This window comes from Nocardia pseudovaccinii NBRC 100343 (assembly GCF_001613225.1).
Taxonomy (GTDB): Bacteria; Actinomycetota; Actinomycetes; order Mycobacteriales; family Mycobacteriaceae; genus Nocardia; species Nocardia pseudovaccinii.
The window spans coordinates 40,463-65,744 of sequence record NZ_BDBY01000026.1 but is presented as its reverse complement, the minus strand read 5'-3'; the positions used below and the strand labels follow the sequence as shown (position 1 = coordinate 65,744).

Annotated in this window: 28 protein-coding genes; 16 read left to right on the top strand and 12 right to left on the bottom strand. The window is 66.0% G+C overall.

The features are described 5' to 3' along the window. Window positions 1–14: 14 nt before the first annotated feature. On the bottom strand, window positions 15–752 hold the full coding sequence (locus NP3_RS03180) for an SDR family oxidoreductase (protein ID WP_063037569.1): 738 nt from the start codon (window positions 750–752) through the stop codon (window positions 15–17). Window positions 753–923: 171 nt separating this feature from the next. Here NP3_RS03180 and NP3_RS03175 point away from each other — a divergent pair, with 171 nt between their 5' ends. The 8 genes from NP3_RS03175 to NP3_RS03140 all read left to right on the top strand — a co-directional run bounded on the left by NP3_RS03175 (window position 924) and on the right by NP3_RS03140 (window position 8,454). Continuing rightward, entirely contained in the window at window positions 924–2,120 is a 1,197-nt protein-coding gene (locus NP3_RS03175; protein ID WP_084508083.1) for an LLM class flavin-dependent oxidoreductase, read from the top strand. A gap of 1 nt (window position 2,121) precedes the next feature. Continuing rightward, a complete protein-coding gene (locus NP3_RS03170) occupies window positions 2,122–2,907 on the top strand; it encodes a glucose 1-dehydrogenase (RefSeq protein WP_063037567.1) in 786 nt (261 codons plus the stop codon). 2 nt (window positions 2,908–2,909) lie between these two features. Further along, window positions 2,910–3,857 carry a LipP1 family hormone-sensitive lipase gene (gene lipP1, locus NP3_RS03165; protein WP_063037565.1) on the top strand — a complete coding sequence of 316 codons (948 nt, stop codon included), beginning with the start codon at window positions 2,910–2,912 and terminating at the stop codon, window positions 3,855–3,857. Continuing rightward, entirely contained in the window at window positions 3,854–4,201 is a 348-nt protein-coding gene (locus NP3_RS03160) for a VOC family protein (protein WP_063037563.1), read from the top strand. The genes lipP1 and NP3_RS03160 overlap by 4 nt, the downstream gene beginning before the upstream one ends. Window positions 4,202–4,294: 93 nt before the next feature. Further along, complete coding sequence (locus NP3_RS03155; protein WP_063824649.1) at window positions 4,295–4,813, top strand: hypothetical protein; 519 nt, start codon at window positions 4,295–4,297, stop codon at window positions 4,811–4,813. 82 nt (window positions 4,814–4,895) lie between these two features. After that, the gene (locus NP3_RS03150; protein ID WP_063037559.1) at window positions 4,896–5,312 is read left to right on the top strand and encodes a nuclear transport factor 2 family protein; all 417 of its coding nucleotides are present in this window, start codon (window positions 4,896–4,898) and stop codon (window positions 5,310–5,312) included. Window positions 5,313–5,398: 86 nt separating this feature from the next. Then, the gene (locus tag NP3_RS03145; RefSeq protein ID WP_245720783.1) at window positions 5,399–7,462 is read left to right on the top strand and encodes a TRAP transporter permease; all 2,064 of its coding nucleotides are present in this window, start codon (window positions 5,399–5,401) and stop codon (window positions 7,460–7,462) included. Further along, complete coding sequence (locus NP3_RS03140; RefSeq protein WP_063037557.1) at window positions 7,459–8,454, top strand: TAXI family TRAP transporter solute-binding subunit; 996 nt, start codon at window positions 7,459–7,461, stop codon at window positions 8,452–8,454. The genes NP3_RS03145 and NP3_RS03140 overlap by 4 nt, the downstream gene beginning before the upstream one ends. Window position 8,455: 1 nt before the next feature. On the opposite strand, the gene NP3_RS03135 is transcribed toward NP3_RS03140, so the two are convergent. Then, on the bottom strand, window positions 8,456–9,322 hold the full coding sequence (locus NP3_RS03135) for a helix-turn-helix domain-containing protein (RefSeq protein WP_063037555.1): 867 nt from the start codon (window positions 9,320–9,322) through the stop codon (window positions 8,456–8,458). Between the two features lie 90 nt (window positions 9,323–9,412). Here NP3_RS03135 and NP3_RS03130 point away from each other — a divergent pair, with 90 nt between their 5' ends. Both NP3_RS03130 and NP3_RS03125 read left to right on the top strand, forming a co-directional pair. Next, window positions 9,413–10,207 carry an SDR family oxidoreductase gene (locus tag NP3_RS03130; protein WP_063037553.1) on the top strand — a complete coding sequence of 265 codons (795 nt, stop codon included), beginning with the start codon at window positions 9,413–9,415 and terminating at the stop codon, window positions 10,205–10,207. Between the two features lie 76 nt (window positions 10,208–10,283). Then, window positions 10,284–11,357, top strand: coding sequence for an NAD(P)H-dependent amine dehydrogenase family protein (locus NP3_RS03125; protein WP_063037551.1), 1,074 nt, complete (start codon window positions 10,284–10,286; stop codon window positions 11,355–11,357). Window positions 11,358–11,436: 79 nt separating this feature from the next. On the opposite strand, the gene NP3_RS03120 is transcribed toward NP3_RS03125, so the two are convergent. The 3 genes from NP3_RS03120 to NP3_RS03110 all read right to left on the bottom strand — a co-directional run bounded on the left by NP3_RS03120 (window position 11,437) and on the right by NP3_RS03110 (window position 13,445). Next, on the bottom strand, window positions 11,437–12,483 hold the full coding sequence (locus tag NP3_RS03120; RefSeq protein WP_063037549.1) for an aminotransferase class V-fold PLP-dependent enzyme: 1,047 nt from the start codon (window positions 12,481–12,483) through the stop codon (window positions 11,437–11,439). A gap of 78 nt (window positions 12,484–12,561) precedes the next feature. Next, window positions 12,562–13,038, bottom strand: coding sequence for a nuclear transport factor 2 family protein (locus NP3_RS03115; protein ID WP_063037546.1), 477 nt, complete (start codon window positions 13,036–13,038; stop codon window positions 12,562–12,564). 44 nt (window positions 13,039–13,082) lie between these two features. Next, window positions 13,083–13,445: a hypothetical protein gene (locus NP3_RS03110; RefSeq protein WP_063037544.1), complete on the bottom strand. Its 363-nt coding sequence runs from the start codon at window positions 13,443–13,445 to the stop codon at window positions 13,083–13,085. A 169-nt stretch (window positions 13,446–13,614) separates the two neighbouring features. Between NP3_RS03110 and NP3_RS03105 the strand changes: the two genes are divergently transcribed. Beyond that, window positions 13,615–13,866, top strand: a complete 252-nt coding sequence (locus tag NP3_RS03105; protein WP_157124031.1) for a three-helix bundle dimerization domain-containing protein — start codon at window positions 13,615–13,617, stop codon at window positions 13,864–13,866. On the opposite strand, the gene NP3_RS03100 is transcribed toward NP3_RS03105, so the two are convergent. From NP3_RS03100 to NP3_RS03075, 6 genes are all read right to left on the bottom strand, one after another. Further along, window positions 13,863–14,825 carry an NAD(P)H-dependent flavin oxidoreductase gene (locus tag NP3_RS03100; protein ID WP_063037540.1) on the bottom strand — a complete coding sequence of 321 codons (963 nt, stop codon included), beginning with the start codon at window positions 14,823–14,825 and terminating at the stop codon, window positions 13,863–13,865. The two genes, NP3_RS03105 and NP3_RS03100, sit on opposite strands and share 4 nt — an antisense overlap. 72 nt (window positions 14,826–14,897) lie before the next feature. Beyond that, the gene (locus NP3_RS03095; RefSeq protein ID WP_063037593.1) at window positions 14,898–15,785 is read right to left on the bottom strand and encodes a VOC family protein; all 888 of its coding nucleotides are present in this window, start codon (window positions 15,783–15,785) and stop codon (window positions 14,898–14,900) included. Window positions 15,786–15,792: 7 nt separating this feature from the next. Next, entirely contained in the window at window positions 15,793–16,797 is a 1,005-nt protein-coding gene (locus NP3_RS03090) for a ferredoxin--NADP reductase (RefSeq protein WP_063037538.1), read from the bottom strand. Further along, window positions 16,794–17,021 (bottom strand): hypothetical protein, encoded by a 228-nt coding sequence (locus NP3_RS03085; RefSeq protein ID WP_063037536.1) that lies wholly within the window; start codon window positions 17,019–17,021, stop codon window positions 16,794–16,796. Before NP3_RS03085 ends, NP3_RS03090 begins: the two co-directional genes overlap by 4 nt. Before the next feature lie 11 nt (window positions 17,022–17,032). Beyond that, complete coding sequence (locus NP3_RS03080; protein WP_063037534.1) at window positions 17,033–18,166, bottom strand: 3-ketosteroid-9-alpha-monooxygenase, oxygenase component; 1,134 nt, start codon at window positions 18,164–18,166, stop codon at window positions 17,033–17,035. 89 nt (window positions 18,167–18,255) lie between these two features. After that, entirely contained in the window at window positions 18,256–18,732 is a 477-nt protein-coding gene (locus NP3_RS03075) for a flavin reductase family protein (RefSeq protein ID WP_063037532.1), read from the bottom strand. A gap of 241 nt (window positions 18,733–18,973) precedes the next feature. Between NP3_RS03075 and NP3_RS03070 the strand changes: the two genes are divergently transcribed. Both NP3_RS03070 and NP3_RS03065 read left to right on the top strand, forming a co-directional pair. Then, window positions 18,974–19,816, top strand: a complete 843-nt coding sequence (locus NP3_RS03070; RefSeq protein WP_063037530.1) for an IclR family transcriptional regulator — start codon at window positions 18,974–18,976, stop codon at window positions 19,814–19,816. A gap of 137 nt (window positions 19,817–19,953) precedes the next feature. Beyond that, on the top strand, window positions 19,954–21,099 hold the full coding sequence (locus tag NP3_RS03065) for an acyl-CoA dehydrogenase family protein (RefSeq protein ID WP_063037528.1): 1,146 nt from the start codon (window positions 19,954–19,956) through the stop codon (window positions 21,097–21,099). A gap of 14 nt (window positions 21,100–21,113) precedes the next feature. Here NP3_RS03065 and hemC read toward each other — a convergent pair whose 3' ends face one another. Then, window positions 21,114–22,043, bottom strand: a complete 930-nt coding sequence (hemC, locus tag NP3_RS03060) for a hydroxymethylbilane synthase (protein ID WP_063037527.1) — start codon at window positions 22,041–22,043, stop codon at window positions 21,114–21,116. A 100-nt stretch (window positions 22,044–22,143) separates the two neighbouring features. Between hemC and NP3_RS03055 the strand changes: the two genes are divergently transcribed. The 3 genes from NP3_RS03055 (at window position 22,144) to NP3_RS03045 (ending at window position 25,184) form a co-directional block, all read left to right on the top strand. Then, the gene (locus NP3_RS03055) at window positions 22,144–22,776 is read left to right on the top strand and encodes a PadR family transcriptional regulator (protein ID WP_245720782.1); all 633 of its coding nucleotides are present in this window, start codon (window positions 22,144–22,146) and stop codon (window positions 22,774–22,776) included. A 60-nt stretch (window positions 22,777–22,836) separates the two neighbouring features. Beyond that, window positions 22,837–24,090: a bifunctional 3,4-dihydroxy-2-butanone-4-phosphate synthase/GTP cyclohydrolase II gene (locus tag NP3_RS03050; protein ID WP_063037523.1), complete on the top strand. Its 1,254-nt coding sequence runs from the start codon at window positions 22,837–22,839 to the stop codon at window positions 24,088–24,090. 158 nt (window positions 24,091–24,248) lie between these two features. Continuing rightward, window positions 24,249–25,184, top strand: a complete 936-nt coding sequence (locus NP3_RS03045; protein ID WP_063037521.1) for an expansin EXLX1 family cellulose-binding protein — start codon at window positions 24,249–24,251, stop codon at window positions 25,182–25,184. The last annotated feature ends 98 nt before the right edge of the window (window positions 25,185–25,282 follow it).

Genomic DNA, 25,282 nt, shown 5'->3' with positions numbered 1-25,282 from the left:
CTGGCTCCCTTTCCCTAGTAACCGGCGCCGGTGAGCATGCCGCCGTCGATGACGACCTCGGTTCCGGTGCAATAGCTCGCGGCGTCCGAGGCCAGGAAGACGGCCGCCTCGGAGACCTCGCCGGGCTGTCCCCAGCGCGGAATCGGCAATCCGGCGAAGAAGGTATCGCCGTCGACGCCGGAGCCCGCCGCCGCCGTCATCGGCGTCGCGATACCGCCGGGATGGATGGAGTTGACCCGGATTCCGCTGGCGCCGAGTTCGCGCGCGGCCGATTTGGTCAATCCGCGAATGGCGAATTTGCTCGCGCTGTAAGCCGATAGGCCCGCCGCGCCGACGAATCCCTCGACCGAGGAGATATTGACGATCGCGCCGCCGCCGGTCATGGCGGGCGCGGCGGACTTGATGCCCAACCAGGTGCCGGTGACATTCACCGTCATGATCGTGGTGAAATCGGCCAGGCTCATCTCGGCGATGCGCTGGAACCGCAGCAGACCGGCATTGTTGACGAGCACATCGAGCTTGCCGAACTCGTCCACCACGGTCCGCACCGCGGCCGCCCAGTCGGCCTCGCTGGTCACATCGTGGTGCAGATAGCGTGCGCCGGTTTCGGCGGCCAACTGTTCGCCCTGCTCATCGAGCACATCGCCGAACACCACCCGCGCACCCTCGGCAACGAAGCGGCGGACATGTTCGGCGCCCATCCCGCGCGCTGCGCCGGTGATCAGCGCGACCTTGTCATCGAGTCGACCCACGTCAGGTCCGTCCTTTCTCCGGCGTCGGTTCGAACGCCGTGTGCGATATCGACGCTATGGGCGCGCGGGCGGCTCGAACCGGAGTAGTCCCATCCACCGAGACATGCACCTGACCTCAACGAGAGCATCGGAAATATTTCTACTAGGCATATTGAGAAATGGAGGCGATGCATGAAGTTCTCGATGATCTTCGAGGCGCAGATGACCGACCCGTCGGCCGACCACGAAAAGCAGGTATTGCGCGACTGCGTCGAGCAGGCGGTACTGGCCGAGGAGATGGGGTTCGACACCGTCTGGGCGGTCGAACACCACGGCTTGAAGTGGTACGCGCATATGAGTGCCCCGGAGATCTTCCTGACCTGGGTGGCCGCGCGCACCGAACGGATCCGCATCGGCCACGGCGTGGTGTGCATGCCGTTCAACTTCAATCACCCGGTGCGCGCCGCCGAACGCGCGGCCATGCTCGATGTGCTCTCCAACGGGCGGGTGAACCTCGGCGCGGGCCGCGGCGCGACCCCGCAGGAGACCTCCATGTGCGGTGTCGATCCCGACCGCACCTATCAGGAGGTCGAGGAGTCGCTGCGCATTATCGGCAAGGCCTGGCAGGATCCGGAGGGCGAATTCGAATGGCACGGTGAGCTGCTCGATATCGATCCGCATCCGATGCTCCCGCGTCCGGTGCAGCTGCCGCATCCGCCGCTGTTCATGGCGTGCACCAAGAAGGACACGCTGAAGCTGGCCGCCGACTACGGAATCGGCGCGCTGGTACTGGGTTTCGCGGGTGTGGAGGAGATCGCCGAACTGCGCCGCACCTATGACGCGGCCATTGCCGAGCGGACCGGAGAGAAGTTCGTCTCCACGGTGGTCAACGACCACTTCGCGGCGCTGTGCCCGACGATCGTGCTCGACGACCGGGAGCAGGCGCAGCAGATCGGCGCGCGTGGACAGCGGTTCTTCGCGCAGTCCATCAAGCACTGGTACGGCGCGGGTCCGGTGCCGGACGAGGCCGTCGATCCGACTGTGGACGAGGTGGCCAAGATTCGCGAGGCCGCCGATGAGCATGTGGCCTATCTGCACGAGGCGAAAATTCCCGTGAAGACCGGGGCCACTTCGGTTTTCAATGCCGAGCACGCGTACGGCAGCCCGGAGGACGCCATCGCGTATGTCGAGCGCCTGCAGGCGGCCGGTGCCGACGAGATCCTGTGCCTGATCCAGATGGGGACGGTGCCGCAGGAGGCATGCCTGGAGACCATTCGGCATTGGGGCGAGAAGGTCATTCCGCATTTCCGGGGAGCGCAGCGAGCCGGAATCGCCGGGCAGAGCCGGGCCGCTGAGCGAGCCGAGACAACCGAATTCCTGGGAGCTTGAGATGACCGATCTCACTGGCAAAGTCGCCCTCATCACCGGTGCCGCTCGTGGCCAGGGTGAGCAGGAAGCCCGCCTGTTCGCCGCGGCGGGGGCACGCGTCGTCCTCACCGACGTACTCGAATCCGAAGGCAAGGCAGTCGCCGAATCCATCGGTGAATCAGCCCGTTTCGTCCGCCACGACGTCAGCAGCGCCACCGAATGGGCCGCCGCCGTCGACACCGCCGTCACCGAATTCGGCAGCCTCGATGTGCTGGTGAACAATGCGGCGATCTACACCGCCAAACCGCTCGTCGAGACCTCCGCCGCGGAACTCGAACGCATTCTGCGCATCAACCTGATCGGGTCGTTCCTCGGCATCCAGGCCGTCGTGGATCCGATGCGCGCGGCGGGCGGTTCGATCGTGAATATCTCGTCGCAGGCCGGATTGCAGGGGCTGATGGGACATTCCGCTTACGGTGCGTCCAAGTGGGCGCTGCGCGGATTGACGAAGACGGCCGCGCTCGAGCTGGGTCCGCTCGGCATCCGGGTCAACTCGGTGCATCCGGGGCCGATCGCGACACCGATGATCGGGCACCTCGGGCTGAACACCGGTCCCGGCAGCTTTCCCTCGCTGCCGCTCGGCCGCGTCGGATTGCCGTCGGAGGTAGCGGATCTGGTGGCATTCCTCGCCTCCGACGCCGCCGCGTTCATCACCGGTGCGGAATTGGCAGTCGACGGCGGATTGTCAGCGGGACAGTTCATTCCGCCGGACGCGCTGCCGCCCGCCGGAGCCGTGGGCGAGGCCTGAGCATGCCGCTGAAGCCCGAAGCTCAGATGATCGTCGATGCCGCGTCGGCGGCGTTTCCCGCGCTGGGCACCGAAGTCCTCGATGCCGCCGTGGCGCGCCGGATACTCGCCGCGCGTCCGGCGGTCCGGGTCGATCCGATTCCGGTGGGGCGGGTCGAGCAGCGTTCGGTGCCCGGACCTTTCGGGGCACCTGAGGTTCGGGTTCGCATGTATTGGCCCGTCGAGTGCGATGCCGACCTGCCGGTCGTGATGTTCTGCCACGGTGGCGGTTTCGTGATCTGCGACCTCGACAGTCACGATCAGCTGTGCCGTGCGATGAGCAATGCCGTCGGTGCGATCGTGGTTTCGGTCGAGTACCGGCAGGCCCCCGAACACCGGTTCCCGGCGGCCGCCGAGGATGCGTACGCGGTCTTGAAATGGATTGCGGCCCAGGCGAGTTCCTTCGGCGGCGATTCAGCCCGCATCGGGGTGGCCGGTGACAGCGCCGGCGGTAACCTGGCCGCCGTCACGGCGCTGCTGGCTCGGGATCGCGGTGGCCCGGCCATCGCCCATCAACTGCTGGTCTACCCGATGCTCGATCCGGCCCGTGACACCGTCTCCTATCGGGAGAATGCCTACGGCTACTTCGTCACCGACGACCATTTGCGCTGGTATTGGGAACAATACCTCGCCTCGGCCGCCGATGCCGACAACCCGTACGCCGCACCCTTGCGCGCGGCCGACCTGTCCGGCCTCCCGCCCGCCTACATCGTCAGCGCCGAATTCGACCCACTTCGCGATGAGGGCGAGGCATACGGTCGGCGGCTGCGGGATGCGGAGGTCGAGGCCGTCACGATTCGCTACGACGGCCAATTCCACGGCTTCTTCAGCATGGCCGACAACCTGCCCGATGCTGAAGTCGCTGCCGCCCAAGCCTTTTCGGCCATTCGCCGAGCACTGGAGAAGTCATGACCGTCGAACGTCTCGGCACCATCTTCCCGGCCGACAACCTCACCGCCGCAATAGATCTGCTCACCGCGGTACTCGGCACCACCGCGACATTCGTCGACGGTGATCGGTGGGCGCAATTCGATATCGGACCGACCCGGGTCATGCTCGCCGGTGCCGATGAACGCGATATCCCCTCCCTCGCCGTCAAGGTCGGCGACCTGGACGCGGCCCTCGTGCGCCTGCGCGCCGCCGGATTTCCGGTCGACAATCCGGTCACCGGATCGCACGAACGACGCACCTCGGTCCGCCCGTCCCGCGAATCCCCGTGGGCGATAGTCCTGTACGAGCCCACCTCCGCCGGATAACCGGTCGGTGTGGTCCGGATAACTTCGCGCCCAGCCCTCCATACGCTACCGTATGGACAGTGTTCCATACGGGACCGAATGGAGGGTTGGGTCATGGTTCGAAATATCCACCAGCGGGAGTACCCGGTGCCCGCGGACCAGCTCGGCGCATTGCTCGCCAGGGCCGCCGAGCCGGACAGTCCGGTGTGGCCGCCCGGCTGGCCCGCGCTGGTCCTCGACCGGCCACTCGGTGTCGGGGCCGCCGGCGGACACGGCGTGATCCGGTATCGGTGTACCGAGTGGGTGCCGGGCCGCCGCGTGGAGTTCACCGTCGCACCCGGATCCTTCCTGGTCGGCACGCACAGCCTCGACGTGCTGGACGGCCCGTGGCCGGACAGCAGCATCCTGCGTCACGAGATCGACTGCCGCCTGCGCGGAATCGGCCACCTGCTGTGGCCCCTGGCCATCCGCTGGATCCACGACGCGATGATCGAGGCGCTGCTCGACCGAACCGCGGTCTCCCTCGGCCACCCGCCCGTGACCCCGGCCCGTCCATCGCCATGGGTCGGCTTCTTGCGCTGGATCATGAAGCGCCGCCCGTCGGCACGGACCCCGGATAAAGCAGCGGCGTGACCGGTCGCTCGTCCGTTACTGTCGCGGATAACCGGACCAGGCCTCATCTTCGGCAGGAAAGTTGGGGCGGCAGGAGGCTTTCATGGCATTGTCGGCGCAGGATCGGTTCGAGATCGGTGACCTGATCGCGCTGCACGGTCATCTGATGGACGCGGGCGAGCTCGACCGGATGGATGAGCTGTTCACCGCGGAAATCACCTACGACCTCAGTGATATCGGTGCCGGTGAGCTACACGGGATTCCGGCCCTACAGGAGGCCGCGGTCGCGCTCGGCAATGGGAATCCGGTCGGGCATCACATAACGAATGTGCTCATCGCCGAGGTGGACGGCGCGGTTCGGGTGCGGTCCAAGGGGATCGGGATCTATGCCGACGGGACCAGCGGCAGCGTCGAATACGACGATACGGTCGTGCGTGCGGCAACCGGTTGGCGCATCTCGTATCGGCGGGTGATCGCGCACAAGCTGCCGCTGGGTGGGCGCGCGACGTGGTCGGCTTAGGGCGACAAACCGACCGCTTTTCTACTTTTCTCGGCTACATATTTGTTACCCGCATACGGACGGTCGTGCGTTGATAGTGTCGCGCAATGTCGGATATGCGGGACGCTCATCTCGAAGCCGAGCCTCCCACCGACCGCCCGGTCGTGCGGCCCGGGATTGATCCGGAGCGGGCAGTACCGGACAAGGTCGAGGTCGACGACGAGGAGAAGCCCGCGCGGATACTGCGCGGATGGGCCGAGTGGGTGGTGGCGACGGCCGCGTTCGCGGTCGCTTTGCTGGTGCTGTGGCAGGTCTTTCGGCCGTTGGCGCAGGGGAGTCAGTACTACCTGGTGATCTTCCTGGCCGGGACGTTGCCGGTGGTGTTCCTGGCCTATCGGTCCGGGCTGCGATGGTTCGATCGACGCGACGGTCCTGGGCCGTTCGACTGGTTTTCGGCCGTAGTCGCGCTGGTGGTGTGCCTATATCCGGTGCTGCCGATGGTGATCGGGTCCGGCGGGGGCGGGTACAACGCATTCCTGGACCGGCAGGGTTTGTTCGATCCGGTCGATATCGCCATGGGCACCGTGCTCCTGGTGTTGGTGCTGGAGGCCTGTCGGCGCACCACGGGCTGGGTATTGCCCGCGGTGTGCCTGGTGTTCATCGCCTACGGCTACTACGGCGGATACCTGCCGCAGCACTGGACCATCGCGCACGCCGGACTCGACTTCGGGCAGATCATCGATGCGCTCTACAACTCCGGCAGCGGGTTCTACGGCACGCCGCTGGATGTCGCGGCCAGTTATATCGTGCTGTTCACCCTCTACGGCGCCGTACTCGAATTCTCCGGTGCGGCACAGTTCTTCGTCGATCTGTCCGTCGCGGCCTTCCGCCGCTCGCGCGGCGCGGCCGGACGCACCACCGTCGCATCCGGATTCCTGCTCGGCACCGTCTCCGGATCGGGCACCGCGACCGCGGTCACCGTCGGTGCGGTCACCTGGCCGATCCTGCGTCGCGCCGGATATCCGCCGGAACAGGCGGCGGGTGTGCTCGCGGCGGCAGGTGTCGGCGCGATCCTGTCACCGCCGACGCTGGGTGTGGCCGCGTTCATCGTCGCCGAATATCTCGACGTCTCCTATGTGACGGTACTCGGGTGGGCGATGATCCCGACGCTGCTGTACTACTTGGGAATTCTGCTCGCGGTCGAGATCGATGCGCGACGGCTCGGCGCGGAGTCGGTCGAGATCAGCACCACCTCGGTGTGGCGACTGCTGGCCCGATTCGGCTACCACTTCCTGTCTTTGATCGCGATCGTGGTGCTGCTGCTGATCGGCGTGAGCGCCGCGCGCGCCGTGGTGTACGCCACCGCACTGGCTTTCGGGCTCGCCTTCCTCGATGCGCGCATCCGCGCCCAGGCCCGCTCACCTCGACGGATCTTCCAGATGCTCGGCAGCGGTGTGCGTTCGGCGCTGCCGGTGGTCGCGGTGTGCACGTCGGCGGGGGTGATCACCGCGATCGCCACCAAGACGGGACTCGGCGCGCAGCTGGCATCGCTGCTGGTGAGTGCGGGAAAGGCGTTGTCGGACAACCACACCGTCGTGTTGGCGTGCACCGTGGTGCTCGCCGCGATCGCACTCGCGCTGCTCGGGCTCGCGGTTCCGGTGACCGCATCGTTCATTATCGGCTGGGCGATCATCGGTCCCGCGCTGCTCGCGCTCGACGTATCCCCGCCAGCCTCGGCAATGTTCGTCTTCTACTACTCGGTGCTGTCCGAGGTGACGCCACCGACCGCACTGGCCGCCGTGGGCGCGGCCGCCATCACCGGTGCGCGTGCGGTGCCGACGATGTGGCAGGCACTGAAGTACGCGCTGCCCGCCTTCCTGGTGCCGATCGTGTTCGTGCTCAGCGGACCCGGCGAATATCTGCTCGGGCACGGGCCGGTGCTCGGTGTGCTGTGGACCACGATCGTGGCCGGTGTCGGCGTTGCGGCTCTGGCCGCCGCGACGGGCGGCTGGATCCTCGGCATCGGACCGGCCGGTATCCCGTCCCGGCTGCTCGCCGCGGTGGCCGGACTGGCGCTGCTGTACCTGGAACCCGGCGCGCTCGTCGTCGGTCTGGCCGCGCTGACCGCGGCCGTCGGGGTCACTCTGCTCTCACGAAGGAGGACGACTTGAGAAGAGTTGCCATAGGATTCGCTGTCGCCGTGGTATCGGCCGGATTGCTGACCGGATGCGGGGGCCGCCGCGACACACCGCAGTCCGACACCGGCGGCGAGGTTACCTGCGAAGTGAAAAGCGAGACCCGCGTCGGCATCGCGACGGGCAATTCGACCGGCGTGTACTTCGCGCTCGGCAATGCCTACGCCGACCAGATTTCACAAGCGACCGGCGGCAAGGTGAAAGCGACCGCGGCCGAAACCGGTGCGTCGGTGCAGAATATCCAGCAATTGGTGGCAGGCACCTATCAGGTCGCATTCTCTCTCGCCGATACCGCCGCCGACGCGGTGCTCGGCAATGCCGGTTTCGACGGCAAAAAGCAACCGGTGCAGGCGCTTTCGCGGCTCTATCCGAATTACACCCAGGTGATCGTGCGCGCAGGCGCCGATATCGAATCGGTCGCCGATCTGCGCGGTAAGCGGGTCTCCACCGGCTCGCCGAAGTCCGGCACCGAGGTGATCGCCCAGCGGATACTGCAGGCGGCGGGGTTGAACCCGGACAACGATATCGAGGCCCAGCGCCTGGATCTCACCAAGACGGTGGACGGTATGAAGGACGGTTCCATCGACGCCATGTTCTTCTCCGGCGGCCTGCCGACACCCGGTATCACCGATCTGCTGACCTCCGACAAGGGCAAGGTGCGTTTCCTCGATATATCCGAACTCACCGGCAGTATGCACGCGGTCAACCCGGTCTACGAGGAAGGCACGATTCCGGGCACCGTCTACGGACTGTCGGCCGATGTGAAGACCATCGTCGTGCCGAACCTGTTGCTGGTGCGCGACGATCTGGACGCGAACCTGGCGTGCATACTCACCAAGACGCTGTTCGACCGCAAAACCCAACTGGAACAGGCTAATTCGGCGGCGAAGGGGATCAGCCGCGATACCGCGACGATTACCGCACCGGTGCCGCTGCACCGCGGTGCGGCGCACGCCTTGACGAAATAGCTCAGGAGGCCAACGCTTCGGTCAACGCCCGAGCGATATCGACTGTGGCGCCGATGAATTCGTCGCGTTCGGATTTGGTGGTCGATGCCCGCAGCGGCCCCGATTGGACTTCATACGTGGCAGTACGTTTCGCATCGAAAACCGGTGCGGCGAGGTAACTCAGCGGGAGTTCGGCGTCGGAGTCGAGTTCTGCCTTGGTGAACGGCCGCGAGGTGAGAAACGCGAGGCGACGCAGGGCGCGGGTACGCAGGTGCGGCTGCACGAGTTCGGTCCCCATCGCACTGAGCAGGTCGGCGAGGAGTTCGACCGTGCCCGCATCATCGGTACGTGGGCGGAACAGGGCAACGCCGCGATCACGCACGAGCGCGAGCAGCCCGCTCGCGACGCGTCGATCCGAGTCGGGTGCGGTGGCCAGCCAGGTGTTCTGCTCTGCCGCAGAACGCCACGGCATCACGCTCGCCCCCGCCGGAAATTGCATCGGGATGCGATGGCCGACGGGTATGCCGGGGACGACGCGCTCGGGTCCGTGGCGCACATCGAGCACGGTGAGGTGATCGGGCTCGATACGACTCAGCGTCGCGCCGTAGCCGGTCCGCACGGTGAGTTCGGCGAGGATATCGCCGAGTGCGTGCGGCAGTGCGGGACCGTGCGGATTCGCCAGCGTCGGACCGAGACCGTATCCGCGGCTCGCGTCGCGGCGCACCCAGCCCGCCGATTCCAGTTCGGCCAGAATCGCCGTCGCGGTCGCGCGGGCGATATCGAGCCGGTCCGCAATGCCCGCGACGCTGATCGGCTCCGGCGTCGCGGCGAGCAGCGACACGATGTCGATGACACGGCGGGTCGGCGGGGACGGGGACCGGTCGGGCATGTGCAACCTCTTGTGCGGCTCGGCGGGACAGCTCTACGATGACGAATATTACGACAGTGTAGCGTCGAATATTCGACAGTGGGAGCTCTCATGATCCTGGACAGATTCCGAATCGACGGCCAGGTCGCCGTCGTCACCGGCGCGGGCCGCGGCCTCGGCGCGGCGATCGCGGTGGCCTTCGCGGAGGCGGGCGCGGATGTCGTCATCGCGTCCCGCACCAAGAGTCAGCTGGACGAGGTCGCCGAGCGGGTAGCGGCGGCGGGGCGTCAGGCCCACGTGGTGCCCGCGGATCTCAGCGATATCGAGGCGACCGCCGGGCTGGCCGCCGCGGCTGTCGAACGCTTCGGGCGGCTGGATATCGTTGTCAACAATGTCGGCGGTGCGCTGCCGTGCCCCCTGCTCGATACGACACCGGATGCGCTGGTCGAGGCCTTCAACTTCAACGTCACCAATGCGCATGCGCTGGTACGTTCGGCGGTGCCGAAGATCCTCGAAACCGCCGGTGGCGGTTCGATTCTCAATATCACCTCGACCATGGGCCGCCTGCCCGGCCGCGCCTTCGTCTCCTACGGAACGGCGAAAGCGGCACTGGCGCATTACACCCGGTTGGCGGCAATGGACCTGAATCCGCGCATCCGGGTGAATGCCATTGCGCCCGGGTCGATTCTGACCTCGGCGCTGGAGATCGTGGCGGGCAATGATGCGATGCGCACCGAGCTGGAGGCCAAGACGCCGCTGCACCGCATCGGCGAGCCCGAGGATATCGCCGCCGCCGCACTGTATCTGGTGTCGCCCGCCGGAAAGTACGTCACGGGCAAGGTGCTCGAACCCGACGGCGGCCTGATCGCACCGAATCTCGATCTCCCGCTTCCGGATCTGTCATGAGCGAGCGTCGGCGAGTGAACCATCAGCACAGTGCGCTGTGGCGCACGGCGGAGCCGAGCGTCAGCGAGGTGGAGTAGTGAGCTACCGCGTAGTCCAATGGGGCACCGGGAATGTCGGTGCGCATGCGCTGGCCGGTGTGATCGTGAATCCGGATCTCGAGCTGGCCGGGGTATGGGTGTCGGGTCCGAAGAAGGACGGGCTCGATGCGGGAACCATTGCCGGACTCGATGATCCGGTCGGTGTGACCGCGACGACGGACACCGAGGCGATCCTGGCGGCGAAACCCGACTGTGTCGTCTACTGCTCGATGACGGACAATCGGCTGCTGGAGGCCGTCGAGGATCTGCGCAGATTGCTCAGCGCGGGCATCAATGTGGTGGCGTGCGCGCCGGTGTTCTTCCAGTATCCGTACGGCGTGCTGCCCGACGAATTGCTGAAGCCGATCCAAGAGGCTGCGGCACAGGGCAATTCGTCGCTGTGGGTGAACGGCATCGATCCCGGGTTCGCCAATGATCTGCTGCCGCTCGCGCTCGCGGGCACCTGCCTGCGCATCGACCAACTGCGGTGTCTGGAGATCGTCGACTACGCCAGTTACGACAACCGCGAGGTCATGTTCGACATCATGGGGTTCGGCAAACCGCTGGACGAGATCCCGATGTTGTTGCAGCCCGGGGTGTTATCGCTCGCGTGGGGCGGCACCGTGCGCCAGTTGGCGGCGGGCATCGGTGTCACCCTCGACGCGGTTACCCAGACCTACGAGCGCATCCCCGCTCCCGAATCCTTCGATATCGCCACCGGCCATATCGCCGAAGGTACGGCCGCGGCACTGCGTTTCGAGGTTCGCGGGATGGTCGGCGACGAGCCCGTGACGGTTCTGGAGCACGTCACGCGCCTGCGTTCCGATCTGTGCCCCGATTGGCCGCAGCCCGCTCATCACGAGGGCTCCTATCGCGTCGAGATCACCGGCGAGCCGAGCTACGCCATGGATCTGGTCACCTCGAGCCGCAATGGCGACCACAACCACGCCACCCTGCTGGCGACTGCCATGCGCATCGTCAACGCCGTCCCGGCCGTGGTGCAGGCACCACCGGGCATCCTCACGGCCCTCGACCTTCCGCTCATCACCGCCCCCGCTTCTCGCCCGGCGTAGCTACCCGGGAATCGCGTCGCCTTACCTCCGAGCAGCTTCGCACCCCCGGGAGGGATGCGAAGCTCGACAGTGTGCCGCTTTACTGGGCGAGGGCGGCGAGCGCTCGGTCCACATCGGCGGCGCTGTTGTAGAGGTGGAACGAGAATCGAAGGCCGCCGTCCCGGGCGGAGGTGAGCACGCCTGCCTCCTCCAATCGGGGTGCCGCATCGCCCGCGCCCGACACGGCGACGATCGCCGAATCCGCTGGCACCGACTGGAACCCCAACTCCACCAACCCGTTTCGGAATCGGGTGGCGAGTTCGCGGTTGTGCGCACCGATCTTGTCGACGGTCAGCTCTTCGATCAAGGTCAGTGCGGACAATGCGGCGATGACGCCGAGCCAGTCCGGTGTCGAATCGAAACGCCGGGCGGTGGTCGGCAGCGCGATCGGTTCGTACAGCTCGGCCCAGCGATCGGCCGCCGCATACCAGCCGGGGCTGATCGGGCGCAGCTGTGCGGCCGCTTCCGGCGGCGCGGCGAAGAAGGCCACGCTGCGGGCACCGATCAGCCACTTGAAGGTCGCGCACACCCAGTAGTCGGCGTCGACGAAACGCAGCGGCACCCAACCTGCGGCCTGGGTGGCATCGGCGAGCAGTCGAGCGTTGTGCGCCAGAGTTGCCGCGCGCAGCGTCGGCAGATCGACGGTCCGACCGTCCTTCGACTGGACAACGCTGACCGCGACCAACGCGGTCTCGGGCCGGACCTCGTCGGCGATGCGCTCCAACGGCACGAACCGGACATTCAGGTCGCCGCGGTGTACGAAAGGCATGGAGACGGAGGAGAATTCGCCTTCCGCGAGCAGTACCTCCGCCCCCGGCGGCAGCGCGGCGACCACCGGCGCCATCAACCCGGCGACGGTGCCGCCGAGCGCGATATCGTCGGCCGAAGCGCCCGCCAGCAGTCGCGCGAATCCGGTCCGCAATTCGGGTACCAGATGATCCCGCGTCGTCGGTGCGGCACGGCCCGCCGCCCAGAGCGCGTTGAACTCCTGCAGTGCCGCCAATGTTCGCGCGGCGGGCAACCCGTGCGAAGCGGTGTTCAGGTAGGCGGTCTCGGTCGTGAATTCAGCGGGCGCAAGGGAGGACATATTCCCACCCTCCGCCGCCGCTGTGGCTCCGGTCGAGTGCCACCGGGAAGATAGTGGCCTCAAATCCGGCGCGCTGTCCTACTTCTGTGTCGCCCACATGTTCGTCAGCAGTTGGTAGCTGGGGGTGTCGGCGAGGGCCTGCATCGATTCGTAGATGCGCTGGTAACTGGTCGAGGTGATGCGCCAGTGACCGTCCGGATCGAGTCGGTAGGTGTCGGAGTAGTAGCCCGCGCCGCGGATGAGGACGCCGTATTCGGTAGCGATCACGGTGTCTTCGAAAGCCCATGAGCCCGTCGCCGTTTCGCCGTCCACGGTGATCTCCGGATGGTTCGCGATATGGCTGGTGACCACGGAAGGGCCGAGGTTCTCGCGCATGAATGCGGTGACCGCGTCGCGACCGTCCAGGGTCAGCGGTTCACCGAGGGCGTGGGTGCCGTAGCGACCGGCGACGTCGACGGCGAGGGTATCCCGGAAGTCGTCCCATTGTTTGAGATCGAGGGTCCGGAAGTAGCGGTACTTGAGCTGGCGGACGGCTTCGATGGCGGCGAGATCCATCCGTTCAGCTTGGCATTTGCCGGGGCCTCAGACAAGAACCTGTTCTACTTACTTTGGGCGGCCGTCGCGTGGTTCGCCAACGTCTCGAGTACGTCGACCCGGCTCGCGGGCACTTCGATGTCCATCGCGATGGCATCCGGGCCTGCCGTGGCGAAATCGAAGTCGAAGAATCCGCAGCAGGAGCTCTCGCTGGCGGCGAGGTCGCGGGCCGTGCCTTCGTGCGATGCCGCCAGTTCCAGCCGCAGGCGGGTAGGGGCGATGCGTTCGACCCTACGAAGCGCGGCCGCAAAGAGATCGGTGAATTCGGCCACGCGCAGTGGCTGCTCCGCTGTCGGCAATGTGCAGGCATCGGGCACCCAGAGCAGGTTCTCGCGTGTGTCTGTTGTTCGGTCGCTGCGCTCGCTCATTCCGGTCACCTTCGTGAGGCTATTGGCATATGTCGAAAGGGTAGTGCGAGATTATGGGTGCGTCCATGACGTATCCCGGGTGTCGCCGTCGACCCATCGGGTACTCGATCGAGTGGACACGGTTTCGACCGCATCCTTTGCACTGAAGGTTCCCGACCAGGAGTCCGCAATGACCGAAGGTCCTGTTACGCACCCGCCCATTCACGAACCATCCCTCGACCAGCAGTGCGCGCTGAAGGCTGCCGCGCGCCGTCTGGAGCGCGAATTCGACAGCACCCGCGACGAAGCGATCGAACGGTGGCTGTACTCCGCTTACGACTACCTCGCGGACCACGCCACTATCGACAACTTCCTGCCGCTACTCGCCGAGCGCTACACCCGTGAACTGCTCCGTGCCCTGACCGGGGAACACGCCGACTAGTCGCATTGCGCCGCGGCTCGCCGCAAGACCTGTTCGGCGTGGGTGCCGATGCGCCGCACCAGGTCCGCGGCGGATTCGAGACTGCCGATGAGGTCGACGTTCTCGCCCGCCCAGATCGGCGCACAGTCGAGATCACCTTGCTCGGCAGCAGCCCGATAACGTTGCCGGGCAAGGGGATCGGCGGCGAGTTCGGTCTCCCGTCCGGCCCATTCGTCGAGGAATCGGTTGCGCAGGGTGCGGGCGGTGTACTCGGCGGGCCACGGTGATTCGCGGGCGATATCGATGATGCGGTTGCGTTCGGTATCGCCGCCGCGTGCATCGATGATGGCCTTGGCCTCCTCGGCCGAGAGCAACGATTCGTGTGTCGCTTCGAAGCGAGTACCGATCAACGCGCCCGCCGCACCGAGTACGAGTGCGGCGGCGAGGCCGCGTCCATCGGCTATGCCGCCCGCGGCCAGCACCGGCGTACCCGCCGCCAGATCGACGACCGCGGGTACGAAGGGCAGCGTCGCCCGCCCGCCGCCGTGCCCGCCCGCCTCCGCGCCCTGCGCGATCAGCACATCGGCTCCGGCCTCCAGGGCGCGGGCCGCCTCGTCCGTGGTGGTGACCTGGACCAGCAGCGGAATCCCGGATTCCCGGACCACGGCAGCGAACGGGGTGGGATCGCCGAATGACAGCAGGATCGCGTGCGGTCGGCGCGCCACCGTCCTTCGCACAGTATCGAGATCGATGGCCCAGCTCAACAGGCCGATGCCCCAGGGCTTTTCGGTGCGAGCGGTGAGCAACGCACATTCCTGATCGAGTAACCGCCCGTCACCGCCGCCGCCACCGATCAGGCCGAGTCCACCGGCCTCGGAGACCGCCGCGGCCAGCGCGCCGCCCGCGACGCCACCCATCGGTGCGAGCACTATGGGATGTTCGATGTCGAACAGGCCGGTGAACTCGGTGCGCAGTGCCATCGGAAAACCCCTTCCGTCGCTATCGACGATAGTCAAGGGGTATCAGGCCGCCGGTCGCCGCCCGTGATCTTGTCAGCCCCGATCCCAGTCGTGACCCCAATAGCTATCGGCGGTCATTTCCTCCGCGGTGTAGGTGTTCTCGTCCACCAGCATGCCCTCGGTGCCGAATTCGAGATCCCAGCCGCCGGGAGTGCGGACATAGAAGGAGATCATTTTGTCGTTGGTATGGCGGCCCAACGTCGAGGACAAGTGATATCCGGCCTTGTTCACCCGGTCGAGCGCACGGCCGACATCGTCGAGGCTGTCGACCTCGACCATGACGTGCACCAGCCCCGACCCCTCCTGACCGCCGGAGGGGATCAGCGCCAAGCTGTGGTGGCGCTGATTCACACCGAGGAAGCGGATGCGCACCGGACCGTATTCGGGCGGTGCGGGCAGCCGGAACGCACCGCGCGGCAGGAATCCGAGGACGTCGGTATAGAAGTGGAAGGCGCCGTCGAGATCGGGCACCGGCAGCACCGCGTGGCCGAGGCCGAGTCCCGTAGTGACGAAACGGTTTCCGTACTTGCCGACGACCGGACTATGGTCCAGGACGGGTCCGTGGAAGATTTCGACGGTGGTGCCCGCGGGATCACCGAAGGTGATCGCCTCTTCCACACCGCGGGCATCCGCCTCGGCCACGGTGAGCGCGGTGACTTCGATTCCGGCCTTCGCCACGGCTTCTCGTGCCGCGGCGAGTGCGCGATGGTCGCGGACCTCCCAGCCGATGGCGAGCACCTTGTCGGTTTCGCCTGGTACCAGGACCAATCGTGCGACGTGCTCATCCATGCGCAGATAGATGGCGTCCGGATCCGGCCCGGTACCCTCGGCGAAACCGATCACATCGAAGGCGAAGGTGCGCCAGGCATCGGGATCGCTGACCGCGACCCGCACATAGCCGAGCGAGCTGATGATTGCCATATTCTCCTCATTCATAGGTGACCCGGACCGCATCGGTAACCGGAACCGCCTGGCAGGCGAGTACATAGCCGTCGGCCAGATCTGCGCGTTCCAGAACTTCGTTACGCAGCAACTTCACTTCGCCGTCGACGACACGACAGACACAGGCGCTGCAGGCGCCTTCGCGGCAAGAGTACGGAGCCGCCATACCGCGCGCGAGCAGCACATCGAGCAGAACGGTATTGCGTGGCCAGGCGAATTCGTTGGTGGCGCCGTCGAGTTCGACCTCGACGATGGCAGCGTCGTCGGTGTCTTCGACCTCGGTTTCGGCGAAGGGATCGCCGGAGATCGAGACGAATTTCTCGACGTGCACCCGGTCCATGCCCAGGTTGTCGGCGGCTGTGACGACAGCATCCATGAAAGGTGCTGGGCCACAGACGAATAGCTCGCGGCCGGTCCACGGCGTGATCAGGGTGGTCAGCGTGGGCACCGATGGCAAGCCCTGAACAGCCTCCAGCCAATGCAGCACAACGAGCCGGTGCGGGTGCTCGGCGGTCAATGACCTCAGCTCATCGGCGAAGATCACCGATTCCTCGTCGCGGTTGGCGTAGATCAGCGTGCACCGTCCAGTGCCCTGCGCCAATACCGATTTCAGGATGGACAGCATCGGCGTTATCCCACTGCCCGCGGCCAATAAGAGCAGATCGGCGTCGAGCGAATCGGGTGTGAAGATGCCCGCGGGCGGCAAGCTGTCGATTGTCATGCCGGGAACAGCGTTGTCGCACAGCCAGTTCGAAGCGTATCCGCCCGCTGTCCGCTTCACGGTGACCGCGAGTCGGCCCTCGTGCGGCGCACTGGACAGCGAGTACGAGCGCGCCACCGAACCGGTTCGTTCGCTGGGTATCCGCAGTGTCAGAAACTGGCCGGGCCGATAGGACAGGTGACCCTCCGGTTCGGCGACCAGCTCCAGCGAGACCGCATCCTGGGTTTCGGCGGTTACTCGAACAACTCGAAACGTTACCGCCGCACTCACAGCAGATCCCCATCACGGGTGCTCAGCCCGACTTCGCCCGCGCTGACAGCCTTTTCGATGCTGTCGCGCAATGCCGCACACCCGCGCACGGGCCCGCCGTCGTTACGAGCGAACTCGGCACAGTGCGCGCGTGCGATGGAACTCCACTGCACACTCGTGTGCGCGGGGCTGAATTTGACCACCGACACCCGATTGCGGCAGGTATGGCAGGTGATGCAATCCATTACCGATCCGTTCAGGCGTCCGCGCGTTGCGCGGCCAGATTCTCGGCGACCTCGGCCTCCCACGCCGTGACGGCACGGGTGGTGTCGACCTCGAATTCGAAGCGGTCGGTCATCTTCGTCTCGACCTCGGCGATATCGGTGTAGAACTGCTCGTACCAGCGCCGGAGCTGGTAGACCGGCCCGTCCTCCTCGCACAGCAGCGGATTGTCGATGCGGGTCTTGCGTTCCCAGATCGCCACATCCTGCTCGAAACCGCGCCCGAGTCCATTGGCGAAACGCACCGCCATCGCATCGGCATCTTCCGGCGACAGGCCGGGCAGCTTCTTGACGATCGCGCCGTACTGCAGCACGAATTTGGTGGGCGAAACCGGGTAGTGGCAGTTGATGAGGACGGATTCGACCCGCTGCCCGCTGGATTCGTTGACCAGGTAATCGATCATGTAGGAGGGCCCGTAATACTGCGCCTCCGAATACAGCGTGTTCTCCGCGCCCGCCTCCTTGGCCAGCTCGCCCTGCACATCCGCGCGTCCGATCGAGGTCATGTACTGACTGGCGATGTGGCCCTCGAAGACGTTCTTGAAGTAGGTCGGAAAGGCGAAGTGCACGTAGAAGAAATGCGCCATATCCACCACATTGTCGATGACCTCGCGGCAGTTCGCGCCCTCGATGGTGATCTGGTTCCAGGTCCAATCGCTCCACTCGTCACTGAACGCGCCCTCGATGCGGGGGATCGTGATACCCGCGGGCGGCGGATTGCCTTCGGGATCGTTCCAGACGAACAGCTGCCGGTTCTGCTCCAGGGTGATCCACGATTTGGTGCGGGCCAGCGGTGGTACGCGGCGCGCGTAAGGGATTGCGGCACAACGGCCATTGCCGCGCCAGCGCCAATCGTGGAACGGGCAGGCGATGGTGTCGCCCTTGATAATGCCGTCGCCGAGGTTGCCGCCCATATGTCGGCAATAGGCGTCGAGCACATTGAGGGCGCCGTCCGCGCTCGCGAAAACCACCAGTTCGGTGCCGAAGATTTCGATGGTGTGCGGTTTGCCGTCGCGGAAGCTGTCGGCGAGGCCGACGCAGTGCCAACCCCGGGCATATCGGGTGGGCGGGGTGCCGGTGTCGATCACGCGCACCTGATCGTCGGTCATGGTTCCTCCACGTTCGTCGGGCTGTCGTTTCGATGGTTCGGCGCGCCGATGGACGCGCAAAGGTGTGGTCTCACTGGCCGGGAGACGGCTCAGGCAGTGGTAAGGCGCTCGAATCCGGAGCGGTAGAACAGCAGCGGATCGGCCTCGCGGCCCGCGCCCAGTGCGGTGACATGGCCGATGACGATGGTGTGATCGCCGCCGTCCAGCTCGCCGCCGAGCTCGCAATCGATCCACGCGATGGATCCGTCGAGCAGCGGCGAACCGTTGGGGGAGCGGGTCCAGTCGAGTCCGTCGAATTTGTCGGGTCCGCTGCGGCCGAGCTGTCTGCATACCTGTTCCTGATCGGCGGCGAGTACGTTCACACAGAACTTGCTCGCCGAGCGGATCCGCGGCCAGGTGGTGGAGGTCCGGGCCGGGAACAGGGCCACGGCAGGCGGATCCAGCGATAGTGCGGAGAAGGACTGGCAGGCGAACCCGACGGGTTGCGCGCCGTCCAGGGCGGTGATCGCGGTGACTCCGGTGGCGAACCGGCCGAGGACGGCCTTGAAGTCGAGCACGACGGCCATAGCGCTCCTAGTTTCGACTAGAAATATTCCGTTTCGCCATGAAGGTAAGCGGCGTGCGCGGTGGGCTGTCAATGGTTGGTTCCGGCTACCGAGAAGATCCGTAGCGATCTCCGTAGTTTTCGGGATTCGACGCCGTCCGCGTGACGGCACTGTGATTGGGGACACAAGCAGGTATGCCGAAAACGGACATGCCTAATCGAAATACTTCTAAGCTGTATGAGCTACACAATGGAGGTGCGCCATGACGGTCGAGGTGCTGACCGGTCCGGGATCCGACGAGCTGTTATCGGGTCCGGGTCGTCCGACCACCCGGCCCGCGCAGCCGCCGGTTTCCATGATCGAGCGAATGACGCTGATCCTAGACGCTTTCGACGGTTCGACACCGACTCTGACGCTGCTCGGATTGGCCGAGCGAACCGGCCTGCCGCGGTCCACAGTGCACCGCATCCTGGACCAGATGATCCGGCTGCGCTGGTTGGCGCACGCGCCCGGCGGCTACCGCCTCGGCTTGCGTCCGCTGGAACTCGGCGGACTCGCCGCCGATCACAATGAGATTCGCGATGTGGTGAGTCCGCTGCTGCACGAGCTGTGTCAGCGGACCGGCATGGTGGGCCACCTCGGCGTGCTCGACGGACGCGAGGTGCTGTACCTGGACAAGGCCGGTGGCCGCTACACCGCGAGCATCCCGACCCGCCTGGGCGGCCGGATGCCCGCGCACAGCACGGCCCTCGGCAAGGCGATACTGGCCTCGCTGGAGCCGAGCATTATCGAGACCTCCTTCCGGGACCGGTTGCCGCAATTGACGCCGCGGACCATTTGCGACCGGGCCGAACTGCACCGCGAGTTGACCCGGATCCGGCATCGGCAGGGAATTGCCGTGGACAACGAGGAGTCGGTGACCGGGATCTCCTGCGTCGCGGTGCCGATCCGCGGGCGCGGAGCAGCCACCGGCGCACTCTCGCTGTCCGGTCAAATCGGTGGGGATCGAACGGCATTGGATACCGCGCGTTTGGCGCGGGTGCTGGTCGAGGTTGCGCACGAGGCGGGGCGGGCGCTGTTTCCGCGCCACGCTCGGTGGCGGTGATTCGGGTCTGTTACATGGCGTTGTGGTCGGGGCGAGAGGTCTGGGCCGTGGTCGCGTCGAATTGTGAGCGGGACCTGCCTGCGTGCGGTGTGACGCTCGGCTAGCGTCGGGGGTGGGACCTCATTGAGGAGGGCGATGTGATCTACAGCGATGAGCATCAGGAGTTCCGGGCGCTGGTTCGGCGGTATGTCGAGCAGAAGATCAATCCGCGGGTCGACGAGTGGGAACGGGCGGAGTGGATGCCGCTGCACGAGGTCTTCGCCGATATGGCGAAGCTCGGGATGCTGGGGCTGGAATACGATCCGGCCTACGGCGGCCAGGGCGCGGACCATCTGTTCACGGTGGTGCTGTGCCAGGAACTCGGGCGGGTCGCTCACGGCTCGTTCCCGATGGCGCTCGGGGTGCAGGTCGCGATGGCGACGCCGTCGCTGCACGCGCACGGCAGCGAAGAACTCAAACAGGAGTTTCTCGCGCCCGCCATGCACGGCGAATTGGTCTGCGGTGTAGCGGTTACCGAACCGGAGGCGGGTTCGGATGTGGCGGGGATTCGCACGCACGCCCGGCGCGACGGTGACGACTGGGTGATCAACGGCTCGAAGATGTTCATCACCAATGCCGTTCAGGCCGACTGGCTCTGCACCCTGGTGCGCACCTCCGACGAGGGCGGTTACCGCGGCATGAGCCAGATCGTCGTCCCCACCGGTACTCCGGGTTTCCGGGTCGACCGCAAGCTCGACAAGCTCGGAATGCGCGCCTCCGACACCGGCCTGCTCACCTTCGACAATGTCCGAGTTCCGGTGCGCAACACCATCGGTGAAATCGGTCGCGGCTTCCAACAGCAGATGTCGCAGTTCGTGATGGAGCGCATGTTCGCCTCCTACAGCGTCCCCATCACCTGCGCCATCGAACTCGAGGCCACCCGCGACTACGCCCGCGACCGAAAGCTGTTCGGTCACCCGCTCACCGCGAACCAATACCTGCAGTACACCTACGCCGAACTCGCCGCCCGCGTCGACATGCTCCGCGTCTACACCGAGTCCACCGCCCAGTCCTATATGGCAGGCACCGATGTCACCCGGATGGCCACGATCTCCAAACTGGAGGCCGCCCGCCTCGGCCGCCAGGTCGCCGACTGGTGCCTACAGGTGCACGGCGGCATGGGGTACATGGAAGAAACCTGGACCTCGCGCGCCTACCGCGACAGCCGCCTGCTCAGCATCGGCGGCGGCGCCGACGAAGTCATGCTCCGCGTGCTGTCCATGATGGACGGCTTCACCGACTGAACACCCCAACCGGTTCAGTGCGGGATCGAGTCGATGATCGCGCGTGCGCCCTGCCGCAGCAGGTCCGCGCCGACGAAGAAGCCGAGGGCGCTCGGGTCTTCCGGGACGCCCCAGTGTTTGGCGTCCAGCCACTGGCTGCCGTCGAGGTTGAAGACCTTGCCGTGCAAGGTGAGTCGTCCGGTGGGGTCGGTCGTCGCGTGTCCGGCGATCGGGGAGTTGCAGTGGCCCTGCAGTGCGTGCAGCATCGCGCGCTCGGCATCCGCGTGCCGGTGGGTAGCCGGATCGTCCAGGCGCGCACCGAGATCGAGAAGCTGGACGTCGTCGTCGCGGCACTGCAGTGCGATCACGCCGGCCCCGATCGGCGGGCACATGGTGTCCAGGTCGAGGGTTTCGGTGATCCGGTGCGCCTGCTCGACGCGGTGCAGCCCCGATACGGCCGCGATCAGCACATCGACATGGCCCTCTTCGAGGCGCGCCAATCGGGTATTGACGTTGCCGCGCAATGGCTTCACCGCGAGATGCGGATAGTGCAGCCGCAGCTGTGCGGTCCGGCGCACGGAACTGGTGCCGACGACCGTGCCCTCGGGGAGTTCGGCCAGCGCCGCGCCGGTTCGGGTGATCACCGCATCGTGCACGTCCTCGCGCGGCAGATAACCCGCGAAGGCGAGCCCTTCCGGCACCGGAATATCACCGGGAATGTCCTTGAGGCAGTGCACCGCCAGATCTGCCTCGTCATCGAGCAGGGCTCGATCGATCTCCTTGACGAAGGCGCCCTTACCCCCGAGCTTTGACAGATCGCCCATCCACCGATCGCCCGCCGTGGTTACCTTGACCAGCTCGCTCTCGACCCCGAGCCCGGCCAGCAATCCGGCGACCTGCTCGGCCTGAGCCAGGGCCATCGGGCTGGATCGGGTGCCGATCCGAATAATGCGCGTACGCGACATGCGGCGAGACTACTCCCGGCGCTCGCGCCCCGATCACCGGGGCGTGTCCCACTCAGCGGGACTTTGCACCCGAAATATGCCTAAGCGGTATAGTCCTATCGTGACCGAAGCGAAGTCTGTGGCGAGCGCCGAAGTTCCCGACCTGCCGACGACGAGTTGGGCCGTGCTCGGCATGCTCTCGCACGCCGACGAACTCTCCGGCTACGACCTGAAGAAATGGGCCGACTGGAGCCTGCAATTCTTCTATTGGAGCCCGTCGTTCAGTCAGATCTACGCCGAGCTCAAACGCCTCGAGAAACACGGGTACGCCACCTCGCGTACGGTGCTGCAGGACGACGGCGTGCGCGGTAAGCGCATGTACGCCATCACCGAGAGCGGTCGCGCGGCGGCGGCGCAGTGGGTGAACCACGCGCCGGTGGAGGCGCCGGTGCTCAAGCACAGCGTCATGTTGCGCGCCTGGCTGGGGCATCTCGCCGAACCGGACCGATTGCGCGAAATTCTTTCCGAGCACATCGGATACGCGGAGCGGATGCGCAAACTCGCCGAGGTCGATGCCGAGGGCGCCGACGAGAATCCGGATTGGGCCTATCCGGGCGCGGTATTGCGCTGGTGCATACGGCATTACGAGGCCGAGCGGGATTTCGCCGAGGCGCTGCTCGCCGACGTGGATAAACTCGCGACAAAGACCGCTCCGAAGAAGTCCGCGAAGGGCAGGGGACGCCGCGCTTCCTGATCCCGCTCACTGAGTGGGATGGCGCTTGATATGACTAATAGAAATACTTCTACTAGTCATATGCGCATCGAATTCGCACAGCAGCGTTCGCTGGACACGATCGAGACGGCGCTCGCCGCTCTGGCCGCGGGCGGCATGGTTGTGGTCGTCGACGATGAAGATCGGGAGAACGAGGGCGATCTGGTCCTCGCCGCCGCACTGGCCACGCCCGAAGCCATCGCCTTCATGGTCCGCCACACCAGCGGCGTGCTGTGCGCACCGTTGCCCGGCGCGGATCTGGATCGGCTCCAGCTGCCGCCGATGACACCGATCAACGAGGATCCCAAGGGAACCGCGTACACGGTGTCGGTGGATGCGGCTTCCGGTGTGACGACCGGGATTTCGGCCGCCGACCGCGCCCGCACGGTGCGCACCCTGGCGGATCCGCGCACCACGCCGGACCAGCTGACCAGGCCCGGCCACGTCTTCCCGCTGCGCGCGCATCCCAGCGGTGTACTCGGCCGCGCCGGACACACCGAGGCCGCTGTCGACCTGACCCGGCTGGCGGGACTGCGACCCGCAGGTGTGATTGCCGAAGTCGTGAACGACGACGGCTCGATGGCCCGTCTGCCGCAACTGCTCGACTTCGCCGAAACCCATGCACTGCCGATCATTTCGATCGCCGATCTGATCGCCTACCGCCACCGGGCCGAACCCACCCTGACCAGGATCGTGGAGACCCGCCTGCCGACTCGATACGGCGAATTCCGCCTTATCGGCTACTGCGACGAGATCTCCGGAACCGAAACCCTCGCACTGGTTTTCGGTGAACCGAGTCGCGAATCCGTATTGGCGCGGCTGCATTCGGAATGCCTCACCGGTGACGCTCTCGGCTCGCTGCGCTGCGACTGCGGCGACCAACTCGAGGCCGCGTTGCGCGCGGTCGCCGAGGAGGGCAGTGGCGTGGTGGTCTACCTGCGCGGACAGGAGGGGCGGGGCATCGGATTGTTGAACAAACTGCGGGCGTACGAATTACAGGATCGCGGCGCCGACACCGTCGAAGCGAATCTCGCCCTCGGGTTGCCGGTCGATGCCCGCGGGTATGCGGCGGGTGCGCACGTGCTCGCCGATCTCGGCATTCGTTCGGTTCGGCTGCTCAGTAACAACCCGGCCAAACAGGCGGGGTTGGAACAGTACGGGGTCACGGTCGTGCGGCGGCTGCCGCTGCAGGCGACGCCGACCGAACACAACATCCGCTACCTGCGCGCCAAGCGCGATCGGATGGACCATCAACTCTCGGGTGTGGACGCCGAACAGGCAAGGGCCACCTCGTAGCAACGAAATCTTTTCCGATCTTCGTCGCCCAATGCTGGCTATTTGCCGTGAGATTGCCGACATGTGCATGTTTCACTACGGAGATTTTTCGTTCGAGTCATGCGTCGCGGGTCGGCCTGCTTTCCTGATGGAGTCAGGATCGAGAGTCCGCGAGTTGGGTGAGCCGGAAGTCGGGGACAGCGGTGCACCGAATACCGATCCAACAGCAGCATTTCCGCTCCCGGTGGTTGTGGTCGTCCGCTGGCGTGCTACTGACCGCGGTCGCGGTCACGATCTGGGCCGCCGGACCCGAGCCGCAGTCGTCGTGCGAGGCCACACATTCGGTGCCGGACACCGGGACCGATACCTCGCGAATGATGGTGGCGGGCAGTAGCACCGGAGTCGCCAACTGGCATACGGTGGACGCGTCGCCGTCCACACGCCCGGGCGAGGCACGGTATTACGTGTTCGGCCCCGGAATCGCGTGTTCGTTCACCGGACTGCCGACGAGCGGCTTCTATGTGGGCGTCTCCACTCGGGAGTACGGGCACGCCGATCTGTGCGGTGCGTATCTCGATGTGCACGGCCCGCGCGGTGACGTCCGAGTGCTGATCGCCGACCGGTGCCCAGGATGTGCGCCGGGACAACTGGATTTGAGCACCGCGGCCTTCGAACAGATCGCGGATCGCTCCGACGGCGTCGCGCAGATTCGATATTCCGTGGTCCGCGATCCGCTTCCCGCGCCCGAGCTGATCTACGAGCTGAAGCCGGACTCCTCGGCCTCCTGGCTGGCAATGCTGGTTACCGGATCGGGAAACCCCATCCAGCGGGTGGCACTACGGTCCGCGATGGGCGGGCCGTGGCAGGAGCTCAATCGCGGCATGGACAACTACTGGACGATCAGCGGCGCCGGGTCGGGACCGTTCTCGGCACAGGTGACCGATGTCCACGGGCATCAGGCGGAAATCACCGGGATATCCCTGGAGCAGGGCCAGCGGTACACCGGCATGAGCCTCTATACCGAGCCCGCCCCCGAACCAGTGCCGACACCGGAGATCCCGGCCAGGACACCGCAACCACCCTCCAGCGTCGCCGCGCCGGGCTGTGCGACCTAGCACCGTGCCCAGATAGCTTCTGCTCGGGCCCTGGGTTCCGTCGAACGTAGTCGAATGGTGGTCGCCCACGCCGAATTCGACCGCCATATCACTACGCT

Bases quoted from the DNA above. Each gene is read 5' to 3' on its own strand.
- NP3_RS03155 (WP_063824649.1), top strand. From the start codon at position 4,295: ATGGTTCGAAATATCCACCAGCGGGAGTACCCGGTGCCCGCGGACCAG.
- NP3_RS03115 (WP_063037546.1), bottom strand. From the start codon at position 13,038: ATGGATCTCGCCGCCATCGAAGCCGTCCGCCAGCTCAAGTACCGCTAC.
- NP3_RS03120 (WP_063037549.1), bottom strand. From the start codon at position 12,483: ATGTCCTCCCTTGCGCCCGCTGAATTCACGACCGAGACCGCCTACCTG.
- NP3_RS03085 (WP_063037536.1), bottom strand. From the start codon at position 17,021: ATGGATTGCATCACCTGCCATACCTGCCGCAATCGGGTGTCGGTGGTC.
- NP3_RS03160 (WP_063037563.1), top strand. From the start codon at position 3,854: ATGACCGTCGAACGTCTCGGCACCATCTTCCCGGCCGACAACCTCACC.
- NP3_RS03075 (WP_063037532.1), bottom strand. From the start codon at position 18,732: ATGGCCGTCGTGCTCGACTTCAAGGCCGTCCTCGGCCGGTTCGCCACC.
- NP3_RS03170 (WP_063037567.1), top strand. From the start codon at position 2,122: ATGACCGATCTCACTGGCAAAGTCGCCCTCATCACCGGTGCCGCTCGT.
- NP3_RS03175 (WP_084508083.1), top strand. From the start codon at position 924: ATGAAGTTCTCGATGATCTTCGAGGCGCAGATGACCGACCCGTCGGCC.
- NP3_RS03145 (WP_245720783.1), top strand. From the start codon at position 5,399: ATGTCGGATATGCGGGACGCTCATCTCGAAGCCGAGCCTCCCACCGAC.
- NP3_RS03135 (WP_063037555.1), bottom strand. From the start codon at position 9,322: ATGCCCGACCGGTCCCCGTCCCCGCCGACCCGCCGTGTCATCGACATC.
- NP3_RS03080 (WP_063037534.1), bottom strand. From the start codon at position 18,166: ATGACCGACGATCAGGTGCGCGTGATCGACACCGGCACCCCGCCCACC.
- lipP1 (WP_063037565.1), top strand. From the start codon at position 2,910: ATGCCGCTGAAGCCCGAAGCTCAGATGATCGTCGATGCCGCGTCGGCG.
- NP3_RS03150 (WP_063037559.1), top strand. From the start codon at position 4,896: ATGGCATTGTCGGCGCAGGATCGGTTCGAGATCGGTGACCTGATCGCG.
- NP3_RS03095 (WP_063037593.1), bottom strand. From the start codon at position 15,785: ATGGCAATCATCAGCTCGCTCGGCTATGTGCGGGTCGCGGTCAGCGAT.
- NP3_RS03105 (WP_157124031.1), top strand. From the start codon at position 13,615: ATGACCGAAGGTCCTGTTACGCACCCGCCCATTCACGAACCATCCCTC.
- NP3_RS03050 (WP_063037523.1), top strand. From the start codon at position 22,837: ATGCGCATCGAATTCGCACAGCAGCGTTCGCTGGACACGATCGAGACG.
- NP3_RS03100 (WP_063037540.1), bottom strand. From the start codon at position 14,825: ATGGCACTGCGCACCGAGTTCACCGGCCTGTTCGACATCGAACATCCC.
- NP3_RS03070 (WP_063037530.1), top strand. From the start codon at position 18,974: ATGACGGTCGAGGTGCTGACCGGTCCGGGATCCGACGAGCTGTTATCG.
- hemC (WP_063037527.1), bottom strand. From the start codon at position 22,043: ATGTCGCGTACGCGCATTATTCGGATCGGCACCCGATCCAGCCCGATG.
- NP3_RS03130 (WP_063037553.1), top strand. From the start codon at position 9,413: ATGATCCTGGACAGATTCCGAATCGACGGCCAGGTCGCCGTCGTCACC.
- NP3_RS03110 (WP_063037544.1), bottom strand. From the start codon at position 13,445: ATGAGCGAGCGCAGCGACCGAACAACAGACACACGCGAGAACCTGCTC.